General features: G+C 53.0%; 23 protein-coding genes. 8 read left to right on the top strand and 15 right to left on the bottom strand.

The window, feature by feature from the left end:
* Positions 1–43: 43 nt before the first annotated feature.
* Positions 44–604, bottom strand: coding sequence for a D-glycero-beta-D-manno-heptose 1,7-bisphosphate 7-phosphatase (gmhB, locus tag ABDW13_RS20325; protein ID WP_343554349.1), 561 nt, complete (start codon positions 602–604; stop codon positions 44–46).
* Positions 605–791: 187 nt separating this feature from the next.
* Between gmhB and metN the strand changes: the two genes are divergently transcribed.
* From metN to proS, 6 genes are all read left to right on the top strand, one after another.
* Complete coding sequence (metN, locus tag ABDW13_RS20320; protein WP_343554348.1) at positions 792–1,823, top strand: methionine ABC transporter ATP-binding protein MetN; 1,032 nt, start codon at positions 792–794, stop codon at positions 1,821–1,823.
* Positions 1,816–2,469 (top strand): methionine ABC transporter permease MetI, encoded by a 654-nt coding sequence (locus ABDW13_RS20315; RefSeq protein WP_343554346.1) that lies wholly within the window; start codon positions 1,816–1,818, stop codon positions 2,467–2,469. Before metN ends, ABDW13_RS20315 begins: the two co-directional genes overlap by 8 nt.
* A 37-nt stretch (positions 2,470–2,506) precedes the next feature.
* Positions 2,507–3,322 carry a MetQ/NlpA family lipoprotein gene (locus tag ABDW13_RS20310; RefSeq protein ID WP_343554345.1) on the top strand — a complete coding sequence of 272 codons (816 nt, stop codon included), beginning with the start codon at positions 2,507–2,509 and terminating at the stop codon, positions 3,320–3,322.
* Positions 3,323–3,450: 128 nt separating this feature from the next.
* Entirely contained in the window at positions 3,451–3,852 is a 402-nt protein-coding gene (rcsF, locus tag ABDW13_RS20305) for an Rcs stress response system protein RcsF (RefSeq protein ID WP_343554344.1), read from the top strand.
* The gene (gene tsaA, locus ABDW13_RS20300) at positions 3,849–4,556 is read left to right on the top strand and encodes a tRNA (N6-threonylcarbamoyladenosine(37)-N6)-methyltransferase TrmO (protein ID WP_343554343.1); all 708 of its coding nucleotides are present in this window, start codon (positions 3,849–3,851) and stop codon (positions 4,554–4,556) included. Before rcsF ends, tsaA begins: the two co-directional genes overlap by 4 nt.
* A 90-nt stretch (positions 4,557–4,646) precedes the next feature.
* On the top strand, positions 4,647–6,365 hold the full coding sequence (proS, locus tag ABDW13_RS20295) for a proline--tRNA ligase (protein ID WP_343554342.1): 1,719 nt from the start codon (positions 4,647–4,649) through the stop codon (positions 6,363–6,365).
* 41 nt (positions 6,366–6,406) lie between these two features.
* Here the strand turns inward: proS and arfB are convergent, their stop codons facing one another.
* Positions 6,407–6,817, bottom strand: a complete 411-nt coding sequence (gene arfB / locus ABDW13_RS20290) for an alternative ribosome rescue aminoacyl-tRNA hydrolase ArfB (RefSeq protein ID WP_343554341.1) — start codon at positions 6,815–6,817, stop codon at positions 6,407–6,409.
* 215 nt (positions 6,818–7,032) lie between these two features.
* Here arfB and ABDW13_RS20285 point away from each other — a divergent pair, with 215 nt between their 5' ends.
* On the top strand, positions 7,033–7,233 hold the full coding sequence (locus ABDW13_RS20285; protein ID WP_036622231.1) for a YaeP family protein: 201 nt from the start codon (positions 7,033–7,035) through the stop codon (positions 7,231–7,233).
* Positions 7,220–7,483, top strand: a complete 264-nt coding sequence (gene rof, locus ABDW13_RS20280; RefSeq protein WP_176972018.1) for a Rho-binding antiterminator — start codon at positions 7,220–7,222, stop codon at positions 7,481–7,483. The genes ABDW13_RS20285 and rof overlap by 14 nt, the downstream gene beginning before the upstream one ends.
* Positions 7,484–7,522: 39 nt before the next feature.
* Here the strand turns inward: rof and ABDW13_RS20275 are convergent, their stop codons facing one another.
* The 13 genes from ABDW13_RS20275 to bamA all read right to left on the bottom strand — a co-directional run bounded on the left by ABDW13_RS20275 (position 7,523) and on the right by bamA (position 23,699).
* Positions 7,523–7,831 (bottom strand): cytochrome c, encoded by a 309-nt coding sequence (locus ABDW13_RS20275; protein ID WP_343554339.1) that lies wholly within the window; start codon positions 7,829–7,831, stop codon positions 7,523–7,525.
* A 14-nt stretch (positions 7,832–7,845) separates the two neighbouring features.
* On the bottom strand, positions 7,846–9,147 hold the full coding sequence (gene tilS, locus ABDW13_RS20270) for a tRNA lysidine(34) synthetase TilS (RefSeq protein ID WP_343554338.1): 1,302 nt from the start codon (positions 9,145–9,147) through the stop codon (positions 7,846–7,848).
* Positions 9,148–9,201: 54 nt separating this feature from the next.
* Positions 9,202–9,591 (bottom strand): VOC family protein, encoded by a 390-nt coding sequence (locus ABDW13_RS20265; RefSeq protein ID WP_343554337.1) that lies wholly within the window; start codon positions 9,589–9,591, stop codon positions 9,202–9,204.
* A 75-nt stretch (positions 9,592–9,666) separates the two neighbouring features.
* The gene (locus tag ABDW13_RS20260; RefSeq protein ID WP_343554336.1) at positions 9,667–11,817 is read right to left on the bottom strand and encodes a lysine decarboxylase LdcC; all 2,151 of its coding nucleotides are present in this window, start codon (positions 11,815–11,817) and stop codon (positions 9,667–9,669) included.
* Positions 11,818–11,964: 147 nt separating this feature from the next.
* Positions 11,965–12,924: an acetyl-CoA carboxylase carboxyl transferase subunit alpha gene (gene accA, locus ABDW13_RS20255; RefSeq protein WP_343554335.1), complete on the bottom strand. Its 960-nt coding sequence runs from the start codon at positions 12,922–12,924 to the stop codon at positions 11,965–11,967.
* 12 nt (positions 12,925–12,936) lie between these two features.
* Positions 12,937–16,419: a DNA polymerase III subunit alpha gene (gene dnaE / locus ABDW13_RS20250; RefSeq protein ID WP_343554334.1), complete on the bottom strand. Its 3,483-nt coding sequence runs from the start codon at positions 16,417–16,419 to the stop codon at positions 12,937–12,939.
* Between the two features lie 31 nt (positions 16,420–16,450).
* Positions 16,451–17,077 carry a ribonuclease HII gene (gene rnhB, locus ABDW13_RS20245; protein WP_343554333.1) on the bottom strand — a complete coding sequence of 209 codons (627 nt, stop codon included), beginning with the start codon at positions 17,075–17,077 and terminating at the stop codon, positions 16,451–16,453.
* On the bottom strand, positions 17,070–18,218 hold the full coding sequence (gene lpxB, locus ABDW13_RS20240; protein ID WP_343554332.1) for a lipid-A-disaccharide synthase: 1,149 nt from the start codon (positions 18,216–18,218) through the stop codon (positions 17,070–17,072). Before lpxB ends, rnhB begins: the two co-directional genes overlap by 8 nt.
* 3 nt (positions 18,219–18,221) lie before the next feature.
* Positions 18,222–19,010 carry an acyl-ACP--UDP-N-acetylglucosamine O-acyltransferase gene (gene lpxA, locus ABDW13_RS20235; protein WP_343554331.1) on the bottom strand — a complete coding sequence of 263 codons (789 nt, stop codon included), beginning with the start codon at positions 19,008–19,010 and terminating at the stop codon, positions 18,222–18,224.
* 3 nt (positions 19,011–19,013) lie between these two features.
* Complete coding sequence (gene fabZ / locus ABDW13_RS20230) at positions 19,014–19,469, bottom strand: 3-hydroxyacyl-ACP dehydratase FabZ (RefSeq protein WP_013507953.1); 456 nt, start codon at positions 19,467–19,469, stop codon at positions 19,014–19,016.
* A 193-nt stretch (positions 19,470–19,662) separates the two neighbouring features.
* On the bottom strand, positions 19,663–20,688 hold the full coding sequence (gene lpxD / locus ABDW13_RS20225) for a UDP-3-O-(3-hydroxymyristoyl)glucosamine N-acyltransferase (protein WP_343554330.1): 1,026 nt from the start codon (positions 20,686–20,688) through the stop codon (positions 19,663–19,665).
* Between the two features lie 3 nt (positions 20,689–20,691).
* Positions 20,692–21,192 carry an OmpH family outer membrane protein gene (locus tag ABDW13_RS20220; protein WP_008108478.1) on the bottom strand — a complete coding sequence of 167 codons (501 nt, stop codon included), beginning with the start codon at positions 21,190–21,192 and terminating at the stop codon, positions 20,692–20,694.
* Between the two features lie 95 nt (positions 21,193–21,287).
* Positions 21,288–23,699: an outer membrane protein assembly factor BamA gene (gene bamA, locus ABDW13_RS20215; RefSeq protein WP_343554350.1), complete on the bottom strand. Its 2,412-nt coding sequence runs from the start codon at positions 23,697–23,699 to the stop codon at positions 21,288–21,290.
* Between the last annotated feature and the right edge of the window lie 23 nt (positions 23,700–23,722).

Here is a 23,722-nt window from a genome sequence, read left to right as displayed (position 1 = left end):
ACTTTTTTGCCGTTCGCTTGAAATTTGCGCAAAAGCCTCGTTTTCACCCCTTTTTGATGCGTCCAGGTAGCTCTGCAAGGCTATTAAGCACCCAATCCGCGGCGGCCTCACCTTCTGAGGTTACCGGCTTACCGCTACGCACTAACACTTTAGTGCCTACTCCAGCGGCTAACGCTGCCTGCATATCTTCTATTTTGTCGCCTACCATATAAGAAGCAGCCATATCGATATCCAGATGTTGCTGCGCCGAGAGCAACATACCCGGCTGCGGTTTACGACAATCACACTGCTGGCGATAGGCTTCTACTGTTGCATCCGGTAAATGTGGGCAGAAATAGATGCCATCCAGATCGACATCGCGATCGGCCAACGACCAATCCATCCATTCCGTAAGCTGCATAAACTGGTCTTCGGTGAACATGCCACGCGCAATACCCGATTGGTTGGTCACCAGCACCAGCGCATAGCCCATCGTCTTGAGCGCCTGCAACGCTTCGATGGTGCCATCAATAAATTCGAAATTATCGATTTCATGAACATAGCCGTGATCGACATTTAAGGTGCCATCACGATCAAGAAAAATAGCCGGGACTTTGTTCGCCACGTAGAAACTCCTGCTGAAAATGTGTCGCTAAGTATCGCATGATTGCGCATAACGAGAGAATGCCAGATTGAATGACTCTCATTGATTTAGACGTCTGGATGCCTTAACATCCATCCAAATTTCGCTCAGTGCTGCTGAGCGAATCCCGATACACCACGGACAATGCAACACGATAATAAATAAACTAATGATTAAACTCGAAAATATCACCAAAGTGTTCCAGCAAGGTTCACGCACTATCCAGGCGTTATCAAACGTTAGCCTGCATGTGCCTGCGGGACAGATTTATGGCGTCATCGGTTCATCCGGTGCCGGTAAAAGTACCCTTATTCGCTGCGTCAATCTGCTGGAGCGCCCAACGTCTGGTCGTGTTCTGGTCGATGGCCAAGATTTAACCTCGCTCTCCTCAGGTCAATTGACGCTGGCACGCCGCCAAATTGGCATGATCTTCCAACATTTTAACCTGATGAACTCCCGCACCGTGTCAGGCAATGTGGCGCTGCCGCTAGAGTTGGGCAATCTGTCGCGCGATCAGATAAAGAAACGCGTAACCGAGCTGCTGGAACTGGTGGGCTTATCGGATAAACACGACAGTTGGCCGGCGAACCTCTCAGGCGGACAAAAACAGCGTGTGGCGATTGCCCGTGCGCTCGCAAGTAATCCCAAAGTATTGCTGTGTGACGAAGCCACCAGCGCATTGGATCCAGCCACCACACGCTCGATTCTGGAGTTGCTGAAAGACATTAATCGTCGCCTGGGAATCACTATTCTGTTAATCACCCATGAAATGGATGTAGTGAAGCGCATCTGTGATCAGGTTGCAGTAATCAGCAATGGTGAATTAATAGAGAAGGACAGTGTTAGCGAAGTGTTCTCGCATCCGAAGACGCCGTTGGCGCAGCAGTTTATCCAATCAACGCTACATCTGGATATCCCGGATGATTATCAGCAACGCATGCGCGCGCAAGCCAGCGCGGACAGCGTTCCTTTATTGCGTTTGGAATTCACGGGTAAATCGGTGGATGCTCCGCTGCTGTCGGAGTCGGCGCGTCGCTTTAACGTGAACAACAACATTATCAGTGCGCAGATGGATTACGCCGGTGGTGTGAAGTTCGGCATCATGTTGGCTGAAATGGATGGCAGTGAAACAGATACACAAGCCGCAATTGCCTGGCTGAAAGAAAATCATGTGAAAGTAGAGGTGCTGGGTTATGTCTGAAGCGATGATGTGGTTACTGACGCGCGGCGTCTGGGAAACGCTGATGATGACTTTTGTCTCTGGTTTCTTTGGTTTTGTCATCGGCCTGCCAGTTGGCGTGCTGCTGTATGTCACGCGTCCGGGGCAAATTCTGGCAAACAATTCGCTGTATCGCGTGCTCTCTGCGCTGGTGAATATCTTCCGTTCAATTCCGTTCATTATCCTGCTGGTATGGATGATTCCGTTCACCCGCATGATTGTTGGCACGTCGATTGGTTTACAAGCCGCCATCGTACCGCTGACTGTCGGTGCAGCGCCCTTTATTGCACGTATGGTGGAGAACGCCTTACTGGAATTGCCAACCGGTTTGATCGAAGCCTCTCGCGCCATGGGTGCTACACCGCTGCAAATCGTGCGTAAAGTGCTGTTGCCGGAAGCGCTGCCGGGTCTGGTGAATGCCGCTACAATTACCCTGATTACGCTGGTCGGCTACTCTGCCATGGGCGGAGCTGTTGGCGCAGGCGGTTTAGGGCAGATTGGCTATCAATACGGTTACATCGGCTATAACGCCACCGTGATGAATACCGTACTGATCCTGCTGGTTGTTCTGGTGTATTTAATCCAATTCTGTGGCGACCGCATTGTGCGTGCTGTGTCCCACAAGTAAGCAAGCAACATCAATAGTCCTCTATTAAGGAAGGGATATGTCTTTTACATTTAAAAAGATTGCCGCTGTGGGTGCGCTGATTGGCGCGATTGCGTTGGCAGGATGCGATCAGAAAGCTAAAGATCCAAACCACATAAAAGTGGGTGTGATTGTCGGTGCTGAGCAGCAAGTTGCAGAAACCGCGGTGAAAGTGGCTAAAGAGAAATACGGTCTCGATGTTGAGCTGGTGACCTTTAACGATTACGTACTGCCAAACGAAGCGCTGAGCAAAGGCGATATCGATGCGAACGCCTTCCAGCACAAACCGTATCTGGATCAGCAGATCAAAGATCGCGGTTACAAGCTGACCGCCGTCGCCAATACCTTCGTTTATCCGATCGCTGGTTACTCGAAAAAGATCAAATCACTGGACGAACTGCAAAACGGTTCGCAGATCGCGATTCCAAACGATCCAACCAACCTGGGTCGTTCTCTGCTGCTGTTGCAGAAAGTCGGTCTGATCAAATTGAAAGATGGCGTTGGCCTGCTGCCAACCTCGCTGGATATCACCGAGAACCCGAAAAACCTGAAGATTGTTGAACTGGAAGCGCCGCAGCTGCCACGTTCACTCGACGATCAGCAGATTGCGCTGGCGGTCATCAACACCACTTACGCGAGCCAGATTGGTCTGACACCTGCCAAAGATGGCATCTTCGTAGAAGATAAAGATTCACCTTACGTGAACCTGATTGTTACCCGCGAAGATAATAAAGACGCTGAAAACGTGAAGAAATTTGTTGAAGCTTACCAATCAGACGAAGTGTCTGAAGCGGCTAACAAAATCTTCAACGGCGGCGCAGTGAAAGGCTGGTAATTTTAACCTTCTATGCCTTACAGGGCGGCTTCGGCCGCCCTTTCTTTTGCCATAAATTGCACCTGACTTGTTATTTATTGTCGTCCTTGTTTCAATAACGCCACTTTTTATGACTAGAGGATGTTGCCATGCGTTTTTTACCGCTCTGCTTGTTGGCATTGATGCTGACCGGGTGTGTGCGTGAATACCACCCGATAAGCAGTGCTCCTTCTCGCCCGCAACAGGCATCCAGTGAGCCAGAACGCAAACCCGCCCCGCGTCCCGCGCCGGTGAAAATCTACACCGATGCCACCGATCTGGTGAGCAACCCGTTCCGCGATTTGGGCGAGGTTTCCGCTGAAGATTGCCAAAGCAGCAGCCAGGATTCACCACCGAATATCAATACCGCGCGTAAGCGGTTGCAGATCAAAGCCGCGGGTATGAAAGCCAACGCCGTGCTGCTGCACAAGTGTGAAATTGTTAGCAGCACGCCAGGCTGTAATCGCCAGGCGGTTTGTCAGGGCTCTGCATTGAAAGTTTCCAATCAATGAGTGAATTTGCCTTCGCGCAAATCGGCGTAATCCGCTCGCCGTGGAAAGAGAAGTTTGCCGTCCCGCGCCAGCCAGGTCTGGTGCAGGATGGCGGCGGCGAGTTGCATCTCTTGCCGCCTTACAATCAGCCGGAAGCGGTGCGTGGGCTGGAAACGTTCAGCCACCTTTGGTTGCTGTTTGTTTTCCATCAAACCATGGAAGGCGGTTGGCGTCCGACAGTGCGTCCACCGCGCCTTGGCGGCAATGCGCGGATGGGCGTATTCGCCACTCGCTCAACCTTCCGTCCGAACCCGATCGGCATGTCGCTGGTTGAGTTGAAAGACATTCGCTGCGAGAAACAGCAGGTGATTTTGCAGCTTGGTAGCCTTGATTTAGTCGATGGCACACCAGTGGTGGATATCAAACCCTACTTGCCGTTTGCCGAATCCTTACCTGATGCGCGCGCGGGTTTTGCCCAAGCCGCACCTGATGCCAGCATGCCAGTGCGCTTTTCGTCGCTGGCGCAGAGCCAACTGCTTCAGCAGCAAAAAAAGTATCCCCAATTGGCGCGGTTTATCACCGAAGTATTGGCACAGGATCCGCGTCCCGCCTATCGTAAAGGTGAGACGTTGGATCGTGAATATGCCGCATGGCTGCTCGACTTTAATGTGCGCTGGCGCATTGATGAGGTCGGAACCGAGGTGATTGCCCTCGACCCACGCTAAAACGCGCTTTTGAGTGATTGATCTCGCTGGTACACTAGCCGCCACAAAAAATTTTGTCAGTTTCCTTCCGTATAAATGGAATCGTAATCAATGCGTACTACTCAATATCTGCTCTCCACTCTGAAGGAGACACCTTCCGATGCAGAAGTGATCAGCCACCAGCTGATGCTGCGCGCCGGCATGATCCGCAAACTGGCTTCTGGTTTATACACCTGGTTGCCTACCGGTATTCGCGTGCTGCGAAAAGTTGAAAACATCGTGCGTGAAGAGATGAACAACGCCGGTGCGATTGAGATCTCCATGCCGGTGGTTCAGCCTGCCGATTTGTGGGAAGAGAGCGGTCGTTGGGAGCAGTACGGCCCAGAACTGCTGCGCGTTAAAGATCGTCACGATCGTCCTTTCGTGTTAGGCCCAACTCACGAAGAAGTGGTGACTGACCTGATCCGCAACGAGCTGAGCTCATATAAGCAGCTGCCGTTGAATCTGTATCAGATCCAGACCAAATTCCGTGATGAAGTGCGCCCGCGTTTTGGTGTGATGCGTTCACGTGAGTTCATTATGAAAGATGCCTACTCATTCCACACCTCGCAGGAATCATTGCAGGAAACTTACGACGCGATGTATCGCGCCTATAGTCAGAGCTTCAGCCGTATGGGTCTGGATTTCCGCGCCGTACAGGCGGATACCGGTTCGATCGGTGGTAGCGCATCTCACGAATTCCAGGTGCTGGCACAGAGCGGCGAAGATGATGTGATCTTCTCTAGCGAATCTGATTATGCGGCCAACATTGAGAAAGCCGAAGCGGTAGCGCCAGCGGGCGAGCGTCCACAAGCGACGCAGGCAATGACGCAGTTTGATACGCCGAATGCCAAAACCATCGCTGAACTGGTTGAGCAACATCAGGTAGAGATAGAGAAAACGGTGAAAACGCTGTTTGTAAAAGCCACCGCAGAGAGCGGCCACACGCTGGTTGCCCTGCTGTTGCGCGGTGATCATCAGCTGAACGAAATCAAAGCCGAGAAGCTGGATATCGTGGCAGAGCCGTTGGAAATGGCTAGCGAAGAAGAGATTCGTGCGCTGCTGGGCGCAGGTCCGGGTTCACTTGGTCCGGTCGGTTTGACCATGCCAGTGATTGCCGATCGTACCGTGGCAAAAATGGGCGATTTCTGCGCGGGCGCTAACATTGATGGCCAGCACCTGAGCGGCATCAACTGGGGACGCGATTTGCCAGAACCACGCGTGGAAGATATCCGTAACGTGGTGGAAGGCGATCCAAGCCCAGACGGCAAAGGCACATTGCAGATCAAACGCGGTATCGAAGTCGGTCACATCTTCCAGCTGGGTACCAAATACTCAGAAGCGATGAAAGCCGCGGTACAAGGCGAAGATGGTCGTAACCAGGTGATGACCATGGGTTGCTACGGCATCGGCATCACGCGTGTGGTGGCGGCAGCGATTGAGCAGAACAACGACGAACGCGGCATCATCTGGCCAGCCGCGCTGGCACCGTTCGAAGTGGCGATTTTGCCAATGAACATGCACAAATCTTTCCGCGTGCAAGAGCTGGCAGAAGAGTTGTACAACACGCTGCGCGCTAAAGGCATTGACGTGATTCTCGACGATCGTAAAGAGCGCCCGGGCGTGATGTTCGCCGATATGGAACTGATTGGTGTGCCACACACCATCGTGATTGGCGATCGTAACCTTGATAATCAAGAGATTGAGTACAAGGCGCGTACCGCCAGCGAGAAGCAGATGATTAAGCAGCATGACATCGTCGACTTCCTGGTGAAAGCCCTGAACAAGTAAGCCTAAAACGCCTCCAGCTGGAGGCGTTTTTCATTACGCTTTTACTGCACCTTGCCACGCATCGCCTTCACATTACTTCGCCGTGATTTCCCTTCCAGCCGCCGTTCTTTCGAGCCGCGTGTCGGTTTGGTCGCTCGCCGCACTTTATCCACCGTGGTTAATTCACGAATCAGATTTATCAAGCGCTGTACGGCCGCTTCGCGGTTCATTTCCTGGCTACGATGTTCCTGTGCTTTGATGATCACCACACCTTCGGCGGTGATCAGATGATGGCTCGCCGCCAGTAATCGCTCTTTGTAAAACGGCGGCAATGACGAAGCGTGGATGTCAAAACGCAAATGAATGGCGGTGGAGGTTTTATTCACATGCTGGCCGCCCGCACCTTGGGCACGGATGGCACTGAGCTCTACTTCATTATCGGCAAGTGCAACGGCACGAGACAGCACAATCATCTGTCACCTTCTGTTTGTTTCGACGTTGCTTCGCGTAAAAACCTGTTCATCAACTTAACCTTTTGTGCGCATGGCCGATGCATGAGACCAGCGCTGTGTGTCACTTTTGCCGGTTTCCTTGCATCATTCACGTGATGACCGGGCTGATTTCCATGAAAATCCTGTGATATAGTCGCCTATCATCCAGAGTATCAAGCTCTGCTGAGGAGGTGTATGTGCAAAAGTATTGTGAGTTAGTTCGCCAGAAGTATGCCGAAATTGGTAGCGGCGACCTTGGGTATGTGCCAGACGCCATTGGTTGTGCGTTAAAGGCTCTCAATGATATTGCCGCTGATTCTGCGCTAAACTCTTCTCTCAGGGAACAAGCAGCGTATGCCGCTGCAAACTTATTGGTGAGCGACTATGTTGACGAATGAAGCCTACAAACCCATCAACTGCGATGACTACGACAACCTCGAGCTCGCCTGCCAAAAAAACTGGACGCTGTCGCTGGAATTAAAAAACGGCGATCAGCTCAAGGCGAAAGCCGTGGACATGGTCTCACGTAAAAACGTTGAGTACCTTGCCGTCGATCTCTCCGGCGAGACCCGCGAAGTGCGGCTCGACCACATTGCCAGCTTCACCCATCCGGAGCTGGGCACCGTCATCGTCAGCGAAGACGAGTAAAACCTCTCTCGGGCGGGAATTATATCCCGCCCACCTCGCTTAAGGCTTCAGCGAACTGTAATACGCCGACAAATCTGCCATATCCTGATCGCTCAATCCGGCCACAAACGCTTTCATCACTTCAGCCTGACCGCCGCTGCGCTCGCCCTTTTTATAGGCTTGCAGCGAATGCAGCAAATACGGCTCGTGTTGCCCTGCTAGATTGGGATAAAGCGGCACGGCACTTTTCCCTTCCGCACCGTGACACGCCATGCAGCTTGCCGCTTTTTGCGCACCTGCGTTGATATCACCATCGGCAAAAGCCGGTAGCGCCGCCGCCATGAATGCCGCCGCAATCCAATGTTTCATCATTACTCTCCATTTTATTGTTGTAGTGACCAGATCGCCTGCCAGCCTTGCTCATCGCTGGCCGCGCCTTCGCGGGTAATAAACAGCCCCGGCGCGCTAATCAACGTCTGATCAAAGTAAATCAATGGGATACGTTCGCGCCGCCAGGGCGCAATACCTAGTTCATGCCACAGTTTTTTCATCTCACGGCCGCCAGCGCGCCCGACCAAGTGATGATGGCCTTGCGCCTGGAAGCGAATCGTCACGGTTTCATCCGGCTGTGGATGACGCAGTTCGGCGATGTCGCCGCTGGCATGCAGCCAGCCCAGATTGTCCGGCAAGCAGAGCGGCTGCGTGCGGTTCTGCCAGGTTAGCGAGTGCTGACTCAGTGATATTTGAGGTCGCAGCCAGAACAGTTGCTGGCGATAACGTCTCAGCTCAAAGTTGCCAAAGCGCAGACACGGTTTGGCATCTTCACGGCTGTTAATCACTTCTTTGGTGATGCGCTTGAGGGCTTCGCGCGCAGGCATCGCGCCACCTTGCTGTGCAATCCAACGCCTTAACAATGCATTGCGCCGCGTCTCGCTCATGGTGATCAGCGGCGGGAAATGCAGTGCGCCCTGCGCATCGATCAGTTGCATCAACTGCTCTGCCAGCAACTCATCCAGCAATTGTTCCTGTTCGCCACACAGTGCGGCGCTGCGCGCACTGGCGGCACTAAAATGCGGCCAGCGCTGCTGCAACACCGGCAGAATTTGCTGACGGAGAAAATTGCGATCGTAACGGCTATCCGCGTTGCTCTCGTCTTCGATCCAGCGCAATTGATGTTCATCAGCATAGGCTTCTAATTGCTGGCGGCTTATTTCGAGTAATGGCCGCAAATGCTGATGATCGCCCACCGTACGCTGCTGCGGCATTGCGGCTAAACCGGCAGGCCCGCTACCACGTTTCAATGCCAACAACAGTGTTTCGCATTGATCGTCCAGATGCTGCGCGGTAAGTAAGTGCTCACCGGGTTGCAGTTGCTGGAACAACGCGTGATAACGCGCCTCGCGGGCGGCCGCTTCAATGCCGCTGCTACGGCCATCAACCTGCACGTACAAAACTTCGCAGGGAATCTGCCACTGCTGGCAAATGTGCTGGCAATGTAGCGCCCAGTTGTCTGCATTGGGGCTCAAACCATGATGGACGTGTAACGCACGCACGCGCAGCTGCGGGTGCTGCTGTTGCCAGCTCACCAGTTGATGTAGCAGCACGGTGGAATCCAGCCCGCCGCTGAACGCCAGCACAAGGCGGGCGTCGGGTGTTAGCAGCGAAGCAAGATGAGATAAAGACATGAGCGCGTTCCGTCGAGGCGAACCACCTTATTGCGGTTCGCGGCGGAGGCTAGTTTACGCTTGATACAGCTCCAGCGGCAAACCATCCGGATCGGGGAAGAAAGTGCAGGCTTTGCCGGTCAATGCATCGATACGAATCGGTTCGCAGGTTACTCCCTTCTCTGCCAATGCGGCAATCGACTGCTCAACATCATCAACGCAAAACGCCAGATGGCGCAAACCACAGGCTTCAGGTCCGCTAACACGCGGGGGTGGCGATGGGAAAGAGAACAGCTCAATGGTGTAAACGCCATTCAGGCCAAGATCACCTTTCCAGGAATCGCGCTCGGCACGGTAATATTCGCCCAACAGTTCAAAGCCCAGCACATCACAGTAAAACGTCTTACTGCGCTGATAATCGGTGGCAATAATGGCAATGTGGTGGATCTGTTTTATTTGCAGCATAGCGGCTCCGGTTGTTCAATCAGCCGCTTACCCTACGTGGCGCAAGCGGCGTTGAAAAGAGGCAATTATCTTAAGTTAGCGCTCAACGTCATCGCACAGCACACGCACCAGATAGCGACCATCCTCAGTCAGCGTTGCGCCATGAATATCGGTTTCGAAACCGGGATAGTGCCGACCAATGGTGCAGAGCATCAGCAGAAAATCGAGCACCGCGCGGCTCTGTTCGGTGATCATCTCGCCCGGCATTACCAGTGGCACGCCAGGCGGATACGGCAGAATCATATTGGCCGAAATGCGTCCCACCAACTCACGAATGTCGACGGTTTCAATCTGCCCTTTGACCTGACGCTGAAACGCCTGATGCGGCGTCATCTTCATTTCTGGCAGCACATCAAAGGCTTTCAACATTAAGCGCGGCAGATCGTGTTGCAGGATCAGTTGATGAATGCCCTGCGCCAGCGTCTGAATACGCATGTTGCGGTAGAAGTCAGGATCTTCGGCATACAGATCCGGCAGCATGTTTTTCACCCGCAGATTGAGATCGTAAGCACGTTTGAACTCGGTTAATCCACGCAGCACGCTCATCGCTTTGGTTTTATCAATGCCGATACTGAACAGGAATAACAGATTGTACGGCCCGGTTTTCTCCACCACGATGCCGCGCTGATCGAGGAACTTGGCCACCAGCGCCGCAGGAATCCCCTCTTCGCTCATCTTGCCGAGTTCACTCATGCCCGGCGTTAAGATGGTGACTTTGATCGGATCGAGATACATATGATCGCGATCGGCGTGGGTAAAACCGTGCCAATCTTCTTCGCCTGGCTGAATCGGCCAGCATTCAGCTTCATCCACCTGTTCAGGCTGCCAGATATCAAAGAACCAGCCGTCAGATTCTTCACGTAGGCGTTGAATCTCGCGGCGGAAATGCAGCGCGCGCTCTACTGAGCGATTGATCAGCCGCCTACCCGGATTGCCACGCAGCATCGCCGCCGCTGTTTCAATCGAGGACACAATCGCGTAGCTCGGCGATGTGGTGGTGTGCATCATGTAGGCTTCGTTAAAGGTGTCGTGATCGTAATCGCCTTTAATGTGGATCAGCGAAGCCTGCGAGAACGCCGCTAGCAATTTGTGCGTCGATTGCGTTTCGTAGATCACTTTGCCGGGGATGCGATCGCCGCTCATACCACTTTTGCCGACGTAAATCGGGTGGAAATTGGTGTACGGCACCCAAGCGGAGTCGAAGTGGATCGACGGCACATCCAGCGTTTCTTTGATGAATTGCGTGTTATACAACAAGCCATCGTAAGTGGAGTTAGTGATCACCGCATGCACCGGCCAACTGGCGCGCGGCGTAGCATTGACCTTGAGCTGGATGCTGTCGCGGGTAAATTCGCGCTGCGGAATGCCACCGAGGATGCCTAACGCATTACGGGTTGGCTTCAGCCAAATCGGAATGATGTCACTCATCATCAATAAGTGCGTCAACGATTTGTGGCAGTTGCGGTCAATTAACACCGTGCTGCCGGCGGGTGCCGCGTACATGCCGACGATTTTATTTGATGTCGAGGTGCCGTTGGTGACCATGTAGCTCTGCTCGGCACCAAAGGTGCGCGCCACGTACTCCTCGGCTTCCAGATGCGGGCCAGTGTGATCGAGCAACGAACCTAATTCAGTCACCGAGATCGACACATCCGCCTTCAGCGTGTTGGAACCAAAGAAGTCATAGAACAAGCTGCCCACTGGGCTTTTTTGGAACGCGCTGCCGCCCATATGACCTGGCGTGCAGAAGGTATATTTGCCCTCTTTCACGTAGGTGAACAACGCTTTGGTTAGCGGCGGCGTGATGTTGTCGATGTACTCATCAGTGTACTGGCGAATGTGCAGTGCAATATCATCGGCGGCACTCAAGGCATATTCAAAGAAGTGCAACGCCATGCGCATCTCGTTGATGCTGACATCCATTTGCGAATGGGTGTTGATGAAGGCATACAGCGGCAGATATTCGTTGAGTTGATTGATGTCGCTACACAGCGCCAGACTGTAATCGTCCCAGTCAAAAATCACCCCGCAGATGCGCGGGTTATGCTCAATCAACTTCAGCAGGTCACTGGCATTATTGGGGTAAACGGTTTGGAAGCCTTGCTGCTTCAGGGCCGCATCCAATTCTCGAATCGGCTCATCTTTATAGAAAGCGCCGTGTGGTCCCATGATCGCAATAATATTCAATGCTCACCTCCTGTGGTGTTGTGGCACTGAATAAGGATAGCGAAAAGTGGCGGCGAATGGACCTGGAATGCTCTGCAGTCGCATTCCACGATCAGCAGGCATAAAAAAAGCGGACCGAAGTCCGCTTCCTTTTACGTCACGCGCTCATCACGCGTAGCCGTAATTCATCAGGCGCTGATAACGACGGTTGAGCAACTCTTCGGTGCTCAGCACATCGAGATCGGCCAGATCGGCCAGCAACTGCTTCTTCAGCGACGCCGCCATATCCACTGGCTGACGATGTGCGCCGCCCAGTGGCTCAGGAATGATCGAATCAATCAGCTTCAGCTCTTTCAGACGATCGGCGGTGATGCCCATCGCTTCCGCAGCCAGCGGTGCTTTGTCGGCACTTTTCCACAGAATCGATGCACAACCTTCCGGTGAAATCACCGAATAGGTGCTGTATTGCAGCATGTTGACTTTGTCGCCCACGCCGATTGCCAGTGCACCACCGGAACCGCCTTCGCCGATTACGGTACAAATCACCGGAATTTTCAGGCCAGACATTTCACGCAGGTTGCGCGCAATCGCTTCTGACTGACCGCGCTCTTCAGCACCGACGCCAGGATAAGCACCCGGCGTGTCGATGAAGGTGATCAGCGGCATCTTGAAACGTTCAGCCATTTCCATCAGACGCAGCGCTTTACGATAGCCTTCTGGTGCAGGCATACCGAAGTTGCGACGGATTTTCTCTTTGGTTTCGCGACCTTTCTGATGACCAATGATCATCACTGGACGACCGTCGAGACGGGCAATGCCGCCGACAATCGCTTTGTCATCGGCGTACGCACGGTCGCCGGCCAGTTCGTCGAATTCATCAAACGCGTTGCGGATATAGTCCAGTGTATAAGGACGCAGCGGATGACGCGCGAGTTGCGCCACTTGCCAGGCGCCTAAATCGGAGAAGATTTTACGGGTCAGCTCGACGCTTTTTTCGCGCAAACGCTGTACTTCTTCATCCAAATTAATATCGTGTTTCTCATCCGAACGGCCAATCGATTTTAACGAGTCGATTTTCGCTTCAAGCTCTGCGATAGGCTGTTCAAAATCCAGGTAATTAAGACTCATAATGTTCCTGTTTTAGTCAAACTCCAGTTCCACCTGCTCCGATCCTACTAACGACCGCAAATCGTTGAGTAAACGATCGCTGGGCGAAATTCGCCACGCTGCACCAAAGCGCAGCTTCGCCCGCGCATCGGCTCTCTGATAGTAGAGATGCACCGGAATGGTCCCGGAGCGATGAGGCTCCAGAGACTGGCGGAGACGGTTTAAAAGCTGGTCATCAATTTGCCTGTCCGTCAGCGAGATAGCAAGTCCGCGCGCGTATTTTTCCCGCGCTTCGTCGATGTCCATAACTTCTCGGGCGGTCATTTTAAGGCCACCGCTAAAGTCATCAAAGCTGACCTGTCCACTGACGATCAGGATACGGTCCTTCTCCAGCAACTGCTGGTATTTATCTAACGCATCGGTAAATAACATCACTTCAAGACGACCAGAACGGTCGTCAATCGTACAAATACCAATTCGGTTGCCGCGTTTCGTGACCATCACGCGGGCGGCAATTACCAGCCCCGCCGCGACGGTTACTTTACCACGATCTGTCGGATGCATGTCTTTCAGACGCATGCCGCCGACGTAACGCTCAATTTCTTTCAAATACTGATTAATCGGATGGCCGGTAAGATACAGCCCAAGCGTCTCTCGCTCGCCATCCAATTGAATTTGTTCCGGCCACGGCGTAATGCTGGCATAGGATTTCTCAACCTGCTCCGGCTCTTCCGCCAGCACACCAAACATATCCGCCTGGCCGATAGCTTCGGCTTTCGCGTGTTGATCGGCGGCTTTGAGCGCATCGCCGAGCGCACTCATCAGAGCAGCACGATGCGGGCCGAGGCGATCAAACGCGCCGGACATGATCAACTTCTCCATCACGCGACGGTTGATCTTTTTGGTGTCGGTGCGGGCGCAAAGATCGAACAGCTCTTTGAAATAGCCACCTTCGTTACGCGCATCAATGATCGCTTCGATCGGACCTTCGCCAACGCCTTTAATCGCGCCGATGCCGTACACGATCTCACCTTCATCATTGACGTGGAACGGGTAGAGTCCTGAATTGATGTCGGGTGGCAACACTTTGAGACCCATGCGCCAGCATTCATCGACCAGGCCAACCACTTTTTCGGTGTTATCCATATCGGCCGTCATTACCGCTGCCATGAACTCAGCTGGATAGTGCGCTTTCAGCCACAGCGTTTGATATGAAACCAACGCATAAGCCGCCGAGTGCGACTTGTTAAAGCCATATCCGGCGAATTTCTCAACCAGATCGAAAATTTTCATCGACAGTTCACCGTCAACGCCCATCTTCTCGGCACCGTCCTGGAATACCGAACGCTGCTTTGCCATCTCTTCGGGTTTCTTTTTACCCATCGCACGACGCAACATGTCCGCGCCGCCCAAGGTGTAACCGGAAAGCACCTGCGCAATCTGCATCACCTGTTCCTGATACAGGATAATGCCGTAGGTCGGCTCAAGCACCGGCTTCAGGGTTTCGTGCTGCCACTGAATATCCGGATAAGAAATCTCTTCACGCCCGTGCTTACGGTCAATGAAGTTATCTACCATGCCTGATTGCAGCGGCCCCGGACGGAACAGCGCAACCAATGCGATCATATCTTCGAAGCAGTCAGGCTTCAGACGTTTGATCAAATCTTTCATGCCGCGCGATTCAAGCTGGAATACCGCAGTGGTTTCCGAGCGTTGCAGCATGTCGAAACTTTTCTTGTCATCCAGCGGGATGGCAGCGATATCAATCGGCGGTAAACCCTGCTTTTCACGGCGCGGGTTAATCATCTTCAGCGCCCAATCGATAATGGTGAGCGTGCGCAGACCGAGGAAGTCAAACTTCACCAGCCCGGCGTATTCCACGTCATTTTTATCGAATTGCGTAACCGGGAATTGCCCGTTTTCGTCGCAGTACAGCGGCGCAAAATCGGTAATTTTAGTCGGCGAAATCACCACGCCACCGGCGTGTTTACCGGCATTACGTGTGACACCTTCCAGCTTGCGCGCCATGTCGATCAGCGCTTTAACCTCTTCATCGGCCTCATAAATTTCAGGCAGTTGCGGTTCAGCAAGGAAGGCTTTTTCCAGCGTCATGCCGGGATCGGGCGGGATCAGCTTGGAGATGCGATCAACAAATCCGTACGGATGGCCAAGCACGCGCCCAACGTCACGAATAACCGCTTTCGCCGCCATGGTACCGAAGGTGATGATTTGCGATACCGCTTCACGTCCATACATGTCAGCGACATGATCAATAACCTGATCGCGTTTTTCCATGCAGAAATCGACGTCGAAGTCAGGCATCGAAACACGTTCTGGGTTCAGGAATCGTTCGAACAGCAGGTCAAATTCCAGCGGATCGATATCAGTAATTTTTAACGCGTACGCCACCAGCGAACCAGCACCCGAACCACGGCCCGGCCCCACCGGAATACCGTTGTCTTTCGACCACTGGATAAACTCCATGACGATCAGGAAGTAGCCAGGGAAACCCATCTGGTTAATAACCGTCAGTTCGATTTCCAGACGTTCGTCGTACTCCACGCGCTTCTCGGCGCGGTCGGCAGCATCCGGGAACAGGAATTCCAGACGCTCTTCCAAACCTTCGCGCGACTTCGCCACGAGGAAGTCTTCGGTGCTCATCTCGCCCGTTGGGAACTGCGGTAAGAAGTATTCGCCAAGGCGCACCGTGACGTTACAGCGCTTAGCAATCTCTACGCTATTTTCCAGCGCTTCCGGGATGTCCGAGAACAGCTCGCACATCTCCTCTTCGCTACGCATATATTGCTGAGGACTGTAATTGCGCGGACGTTTTGGATCGTCCAGCGTGTAGCCATCATGAATCGCGACGCGAATTTCGTGCGCATCGAAATCTTCTTCATTGAGGAAACACACTTCGTTGGTGGCCACCACCGGCACACCTTCGGCAATCGCCAGATCCACCGCCGCGTGCAAATAGGACTCTTCATCGGCGCGACCGGTGCGGATCAATTCCAGATAATAACGATTGGGAAAATGTTCCTGATAGAAGCTTAAACATTGCGCCACCATCGCGCTGTTGCCACGCAGCAAACTGCGTCCAACATCGCCGCGACGACCGCCCGACAGCAGGATCAAACCTTCGCCTAACTCGATCAACCAATCGCGATCGATGATCGGACCGGCAATGCCATAACCGCGCTGATAAGCGCGTGAGATCAGTAATGTCAGATTCTGATAACCGGTGTTATTGGCTGCTAATACCGTGAGCTGCGTCAGCTCATCGCCCATTAACTCGCTGGCAACGTGGAAATCAGCACCGACAATCGGTTTGATGCCCGCGCCATGGGCGCTGCCGTAAAAACGCACCAATCCACACAGGTTAATGTAGTCGGTAACGGCAATCGCCGGCATGCCGAGCGCAGCCGCCTTCTTGACCAACGGCCCGGTTTTCGCCAGACCATCGACCATGGAGTAATCGCTGTGGACGCGCAGATGTATAAAACGAGGTTCAGCCATATCAGTTTCCGGTTAAAACAGCGTCAGGCTATTAAAGCGTAGTTGGCTGGCGCGCGGCCAGCACGTCGGCATCAATCAAAGCGTTACGCACCGGCGCAAAGCTGCGGCGATGATGAGGTGTGGCACCGTGCTGCGTCAGCTTTTCCATGTGCAGTGCAGTGGGATAGCCTTTGTGCTGCGCAAAGCCATATTCAGGAAACAGCAAATCCAACTCGGCCATTTCACGGTCGCGCGTTACTTTAGCGATAATTGAAGCGGCGCTGATCTCTTTGACCAAGCTATCGCCCTTCACTACCGCTTGCGAAGGCATTGGCAGCACAGGACAACGGTTGCCATCAATCAGCACAAAACCTGGCACGATAGACAAACCTGCTACCGCGCGCTGCATCGCCAACATAGTGGCGTGCAAGATATTCAGTTGATCGATCTCTTCTGGCTCTGCACGACCTAAACTCCACGCCAATGCCTTCTCTTTGATCTCGTCATACAGCGCAAGACGACGCTTCTCAGACAATTTTTTCGAGTCGGCCAACCCGGCAATCGGATTGGCGGGATCGAGGATCACCGCAGCAGTAACCACAGCGCCAACTAATGGGCCACGTCCGACTTCATCAACGCCAGCAATCAGCTGGGCATTGGGATAGATAAATTCATCCATTGATGACCTCCAATACCGCATCTGCCGCTTGTTCATCGGCATTCCAGCGAATCTGTTGGTGCAATTCGGTAAAGGTGTGCAGCAGCGCTTCACGTTCAGGGCCCGCATGCAGTAACGGTTCAAGTGCCGCCGCCAGGGCTTCTGGCTGACAGTCGTCTTGCAGCAACTCTTTCACCAGTTCGCGTCCGGCGAGCAAATTGGGCAGCGAAACATACGGCGTTTTTACCAGGCGTTTCGCCAGCCAGAAGGTAAACGGCTTCATGCGATAACCGACCACCATCGGACATTTGGCCAGCATGCACTCCAGCGCGGCAGTGCCGGACGCCAGAATCGCCGCATCGCTGGCCAGCATCGCCTGACGGCCTTTGCTATCCAGCAGGTGCATCGGCAATTCAGGTGCAACGTCAGCTTTAATCTGCTCAAACTGCTCGCGGCGTTTGGCGTTGACCAGCGGCACCACAATTTCCAGCGTGGGATAGCGCTGACGTAGCAACTGCGCGGCACGCAAGAAATCGGCGCTGAGCATTTCAACTTCGGCTCCACGACTGCCCGGTAATAAACCGAGGCATATCGCTTCGTCGGCAATGCCTAATTCGCGGCGCGCAGCCAGTTTATCGGGCTGCAGCGGCATCGCATCCGCCATGGTGTGACCGATAAAACGGCACGGCACGTTGAAGCGATCGTAAAAGGCTTTTTCAAACGGCAAAAACGCCAGCACCAAATTGGTGTTGCGACCGATTTTGAACACGCGTTTTTGTCGCCACGCCCACACAGATGGACTGACGTAATGAATGGTGCGAATACCGCTGCGTTTGAGATTGCCTTCCAACGTGATATTGAAATCTGGCGCATCAATGCCGACGAAGACATCGGGCTTGAGTTCAGTAAAACGCTGCGTGAGATCGCGACGAATGTGCAGTAAACGCCGTAAGCGCCCCAACACTTCGACGATGCCCATCACCGCCAGCTCTTCCATCTCATACCAGGCTTCACAGCCTTCAGCCTGCATTAGCGGACCTGCCACGCCAACAAAACGCGCATCAGGATGGCGTGCTTTTAACGCACGAATTAGGCCGGCACCAAGAATATCGCCGGAGGTTTCTCCGGCGACCAGGGCAATCGTAAGGGGGCGCGCTGACATGGATTAACGAATCAATCCACGCGTTGAACGTTCAAAGAAGTCGTAGAAAGGCTGCACTTCGCTGTGTTGTTTCGCCAGCTCTTCAATCTCTGGTTTCACTTCATCCAACGTCTTGCCGCTGCGATACAGCAGTTTGTACGCATTACGAATCGCATGCAGCGCTTCTTTGCTAAAGCCACGACGCTTCAAGCCTTCGATGTTGATACCGAACGGCGTTGCGTGGTTACCCTGCGCAATGACGTACGGCGGCACATCCTGAGCGACGCCTGAACAACCACCAACCATCACGTGTGCGCCAATGGTGCACCACTGATGTACCGCTGTCATGCCGCCAATAATGGCGAAATCATCAACGGTAACGTGACCGCCCAACGTGGCGTTGTTGGCGAAGATGCAGCGATTCCCAATCACACAGTCATGCGCGATATGTGCGTTGACCATCAGCAGGTTATCACTGCCGACTTTGGTCACATTGCCGCCCTGCGTGGTGCCACGATGAATGGTGACGCTTTCGCGGATGCGATTGCGATCGCCAATTTCAACGCGCGTCGGCTCGCCTGCATATTTCAAATCCTGATTAACTTCACCGATCGAAGCAAATTGATAGATCTGATTATCTTTGCCGATACGCGTATGGCCGTTCACCACCACGTGTGATTTGAGCACGGTTCCTTCACCAATCTCGACATTGGCACCGATAAAGCAAAACGGGCCGATGTGAACATTGGCGCCGATAACGGCACCCTCTTCAATGACAGAACTGGGATGGATATTGGCGGTTGAATCAATCACTTATTATGCCTCCCGGCTACGGGCACACATCATGGTCGCTTCACAGACAATTTTGCCATCAACGGTCGCCACGCCTTTAAAGCGCGTCAATCCACGACGGGTTTTCTCGAAGGTCACTTCCATGATCATCTGATCGCCCGGCACAACCGGACGCTTGAAACGGGCTTCATCGATACCAGCGAAGTAATACAGTTCGCCCGGTTCCAGTTTGCCAACGCTTTTAAACGCCAGAATACCGGTCGCTTGCGCCATCGCTTCCAGGATCAGAACGCCTGGGAAAATCGGCTTACCAGGGAAGTGTCCCTGGAAAAACGGTTCGTTTACAGAAACGTTCTTCACCGCGCGCAGATATTTATGCTCTTCAAACTCCAGCACGCGATCAACCAGCAAGAAAGGATAGCGGTGAGGCAGCAGTTCTAAAATCTCTTCAATTTTCAGAGTATGCGTTTCAGTAGTCAAAATACTCTTCCTGTCCTAAAAAATCTGATGGCAACAATAACACGGCCTGCACCGATCAAAATGATCTTCCGCAGGCCGCAAATCAGTTCGGGGGCGTTTCGCTTCATTGACTGTATCGCCTGCCGTCTCAGGTTGCCCGGAGGTGGACGGTGATACGCTTCTTTGTTATGAAAGCGAATAGCGTGGGATGCGTTTAGTCGTCTTTGCCGACCTTACGTTCGATGGCTTTTAAGCGTTTGCTTATTTCATCGATATTCATCACCAGCGCTGCTGTTTTACGCCAGGTTTTGTTGGGTTGCAGTGGAATACCCGATGAGTATACCCCAGGCTCTGTGATTGGGCGCATTACCATGCCCATGCCCGTTACGGTCACTTTGTCACAGATTTCCATATGGCCGTTAATGACGCTGGCGCCGCCAATCATACAGTAACGTCCAATCTTCAGACTACCCGCCATGATCACACCACCAGCAACAGCGGTGTTATCACCAATCATAACGTTGTGCGCAATCTGACACTGGTTATCTATGATAACACCATTGCCGATCAGAGTGTTATCCAGCGCGCCGCGATCGATGGTAGTACAGGCACCAATTTCAACCCGATCACCTATCACCACGGTTCCCAGCTGTGGAATTTTCACCCAATTGCCACGGTCATTAGCATATCCGAAACCATCAGCACCAATTACAGTGCCCGATTGAATCAGACAATCCTGACCAATCTGGATTTCGTGATAGACGGTGACGTTAGCCCACAAACGTGAACCACGACCAATGCGCGTCTGCTTACCAACAAAACAGCCGGCGCCAATCACGACATCGTCACCCAGCTCAACGCCGGATTCGATGACCGCATTAGCACCCACCGAAACATTCTTACCCAGCTTAGCCGTTGGATCGATAACCGCGCTGGGCGCGATATTCTGCGCGGGCTGCGGCGTGGTGTCCAGCAGTTGTGCCATGCGGGCGTAAGTCAGGTAAGGATTTTTTACCACCAGGGCGGCCGTTTTACACCACTCCAGATCCGCTTCCGTCAGCACCACGGCTGAAGCCTGGATATTAGCGAGCTGCTCGCGGTAGCGGCTGTTTGCAAGAAAAGTGATTTGGCCAGTTGTGGCGGATTGCATAGAAGCAATGCCGGAGATGGCGATATCGCCATCTCCGTGCAATTCTGCATCCAACTGCTGGGCTAAATCAGCCAGTCGAATTGATGACATCAATTATTTAACCTGTTTAACAACGTCAGCAGTGATGTCTTTAGCATCAGAAGAAGAGTACAGCACGGCCTGAGAGTCCAGAACCAGATCGTAACCTTCGCTTTTCGCTACAGACTGAACAGCGGTCTGGATTTTAGCCAGCAGCTTGTTACGTTCTTGCATCTGGCGAGTCTGGTTGTCTTTGTCAAAAGCCTGGGCTTTCTGTTCAAAGGCAGCACGCTCAGTAGAAATCTGCTTCTCTTTCTTAGTGCGGTCGCTGGCTTTCATGGTCGACGCATTACGCTGCAGATCCTGAATTTCTTGCTGGATCTTCTGCTGCTGAGACTGGAGGTCAGAAGCGCGGCTCTGGAATTCACCTTCGAGCTGCTTAGCAACAGCGGCACGCTGCGGAGACTGCTGGAAGACCTGGCTCAGGTTCACGACGGCAACTTTATCAGCCGCTTGGGCACCCGCAGAAGCAGCTAATGCAACACCCAGAGCAGCGGCACAGAACAACTTTTTCACTATAAACTCCTTACCTCAACGTGTGTGTTTGCAGCGCGTCGCATCGTTAAGCGACACGCGTGCAAGACGGTATTTTCACTTCCCTGCTCAGAGCCTTACCAGGTTTTACCAATGTTAAACTGGAATTGCTCTGACTTGTCTCCCTCGACTTTCTTCATCGGCTGGGCGTATGAGAATACCAACGGTCCCAACGGCGACATCCACTGCAGGGCAATACCGGCAGAGACGCGAATGTTGTTTGGATCGCTGTAATCCGGTATGCCCGCCGCACGTGTTTCTGCCGTATTTTGCCATTTGGTATCCCAAACGGTACCGGCATCCATAAATACCGAAGTACGTACGGAGTTTGCATATTTCTCACTCAGGAACGGCGTAGGCGTGATCAGCTCAAGGCTGGCAATCGCCATCGCGTTACCGCCGACCGCATCGTCCGACTTACAGACGCCGTTCGGATCGGTGATATTACAGGTGGATGAGTGATCGTTCAGATACGCGGCTTTAGGACCAATGGTATTGGACTGGAAGCCACGCACGGTGCTCGAACCACCGCCGTAGAAGTTCTCATAGAACGGCATCTCTTTTCCACCGAGTCCGTCACCATATCCAACTCGGCCACGACCTAATACCACCCACGTTCCATCGCGATTCAGCGGAACGTATTGCTGGCTATCCAATGTCGCTTTGTAGAAGGCGTTATCGGAGCCTGGAATCGTCACTTTACCGTTCAGGTTGGTACGGTTACCGCGCGTTGGGAAGAAGCCGCGGTCTAAGGTGTTGTATGTCCAACCGTAGTTGAAGGTGAAGTCATCCGCAGAATAATCACCGTCATTATTGATGCTTTGTGGATGTCCTACCGAATCCAGATAACGCCACATCGCAATTTGTGGGCGCATGTTGGAGAGGTCGTTATGCACATAACCTAAACCAACGCGCAGCGTATTGTTTTCGTTGACCGGGAAGCCCAGCGTACCGTCAAGACCATAACTTTTGTTGGTATAGTCAGACAGATCAGCGTCATCCGCTTTAAAGTCGTTGTAGAACAAGCGACCGCCAAGGCTCACACCATCCACCGTAAAGTACGGATCGGTCAGTGAGAATTCAGCATAGGTCTGGTAATCGTTTTTGGTGCCGCTGATGCCAACGGTGTTACCGGTGCCGAGCCAGTTTTCCTGGGTTACACCCACCTGGAAGCTAACACCACTTTCAGTACCGTAACCGACACCAAAGTTGAAGGTACCGGTGTTACGCTCTTTCACCTTATAGACCACGTCAACCTGGTCTGGTGCACCTGGAACGCGCTGAGTATCGACATCAACGGTTTCGAAGTAGCCGGTACGGTTCAGGCGCTCTTTACCTTGGTCAACCAAGTCGCTGCCTAACCAGGCACCTTCCATTTGACGCATTTCACGGCGCAGAACAGAATCTTTCGAAGTGTCGTTACCTTCGAAGCGCACTTTGCGCACGTAGTAACGGTTACCGGCATCAACGTTGATATGCAGTTTGACGGTTTTATCCGTATCGTTGATTTCTGGCTGCGTCACGACACGCGGATACGCGTAGCCATAACGGCCCAGTAATTTCTTAATGTCATCTTCCATCTGGGTGACTTTGGTGCCGTTATACAGCTCACCAGATGGAATGCGGGTCATCTTTTCGATTTCCGCAGAATGGCCCGCCATGCTGCCATTGACGATCACGCCAGCAATCTTGTACTGATCGCCTTCGTTAACGTTGACAGTAATGTAGATGCCTTTTTTATCTGGCGTCAGGCTCACCTGAGTCGAATCAATGTTAAAGCGCGCATAACCGCGATCCAGATAGAAGCTGCGCAGGGTTTCGAGATCCCCAGCCAGTTTTTGCTTCTGGTATTTACGATCGCCTACTACGTTCCACCACGGCACCTCGTCACGCAGAGAGAAACGCGAGATCAGTTCATCGGAGCTAAACGCTTTGTTGCCGACGATATTGATCTGCTGAATCTGCGCAGAAACGCCTTCCTGGAAGACGAATTTCAGGTCAACACGGTTGCGCGGCAGCGGTGTAGCGATCGCTTTCACGCTGGCGGTGTATTTACCGACGCTGTAATAGAAGTCTTCCAGCCCTTTCTCAATCGAAGAGAGCGTGGTGCGGTCCAGCGCTTCGCCGACGCGCACGCCAGAAGCTTCAAGGTTCTGCTTCAGCTGATCTTCTTTCACCGCTTTATTGCCGGAGAAAGTGATGTTGGCAATGGTTGGACGCTCTTTCACCTGAACAATCAGGGTGGTGCCGTCACGCAGAACCTGCACATCTTCAAAGTTACCGGTCGCGAACAGTGAGCGAATGGTGTTTCTGACGTCATCGTCATTCACCGTATCACCAACACGTACCGGCATGCTGAGCAGAGCCGCGCCGACGGCGACTCGTTGTAGACCTTCGAAATGAATGTCCTTCACTACGAAATCGTCTGCACCGTAAACGGTGGCGCTGCTAAACAGCAGCGACGCTATGAGCAACTTTTTCATCGCCATCGTTGTTATGCGTTTTCCTAACA

Origin of the sequence: Pantoea sp., assembly GCF_039594315.1 — a bacterium.
Classification (GTDB): domain Bacteria; phylum Pseudomonadota; class Gammaproteobacteria; order Enterobacterales; family Enterobacteriaceae; genus Pantoea.
The sequence above is the reverse complement of the archived record's forward strand: the minus strand, read 5'-3'. Positions and strand labels throughout refer to the sequence as shown.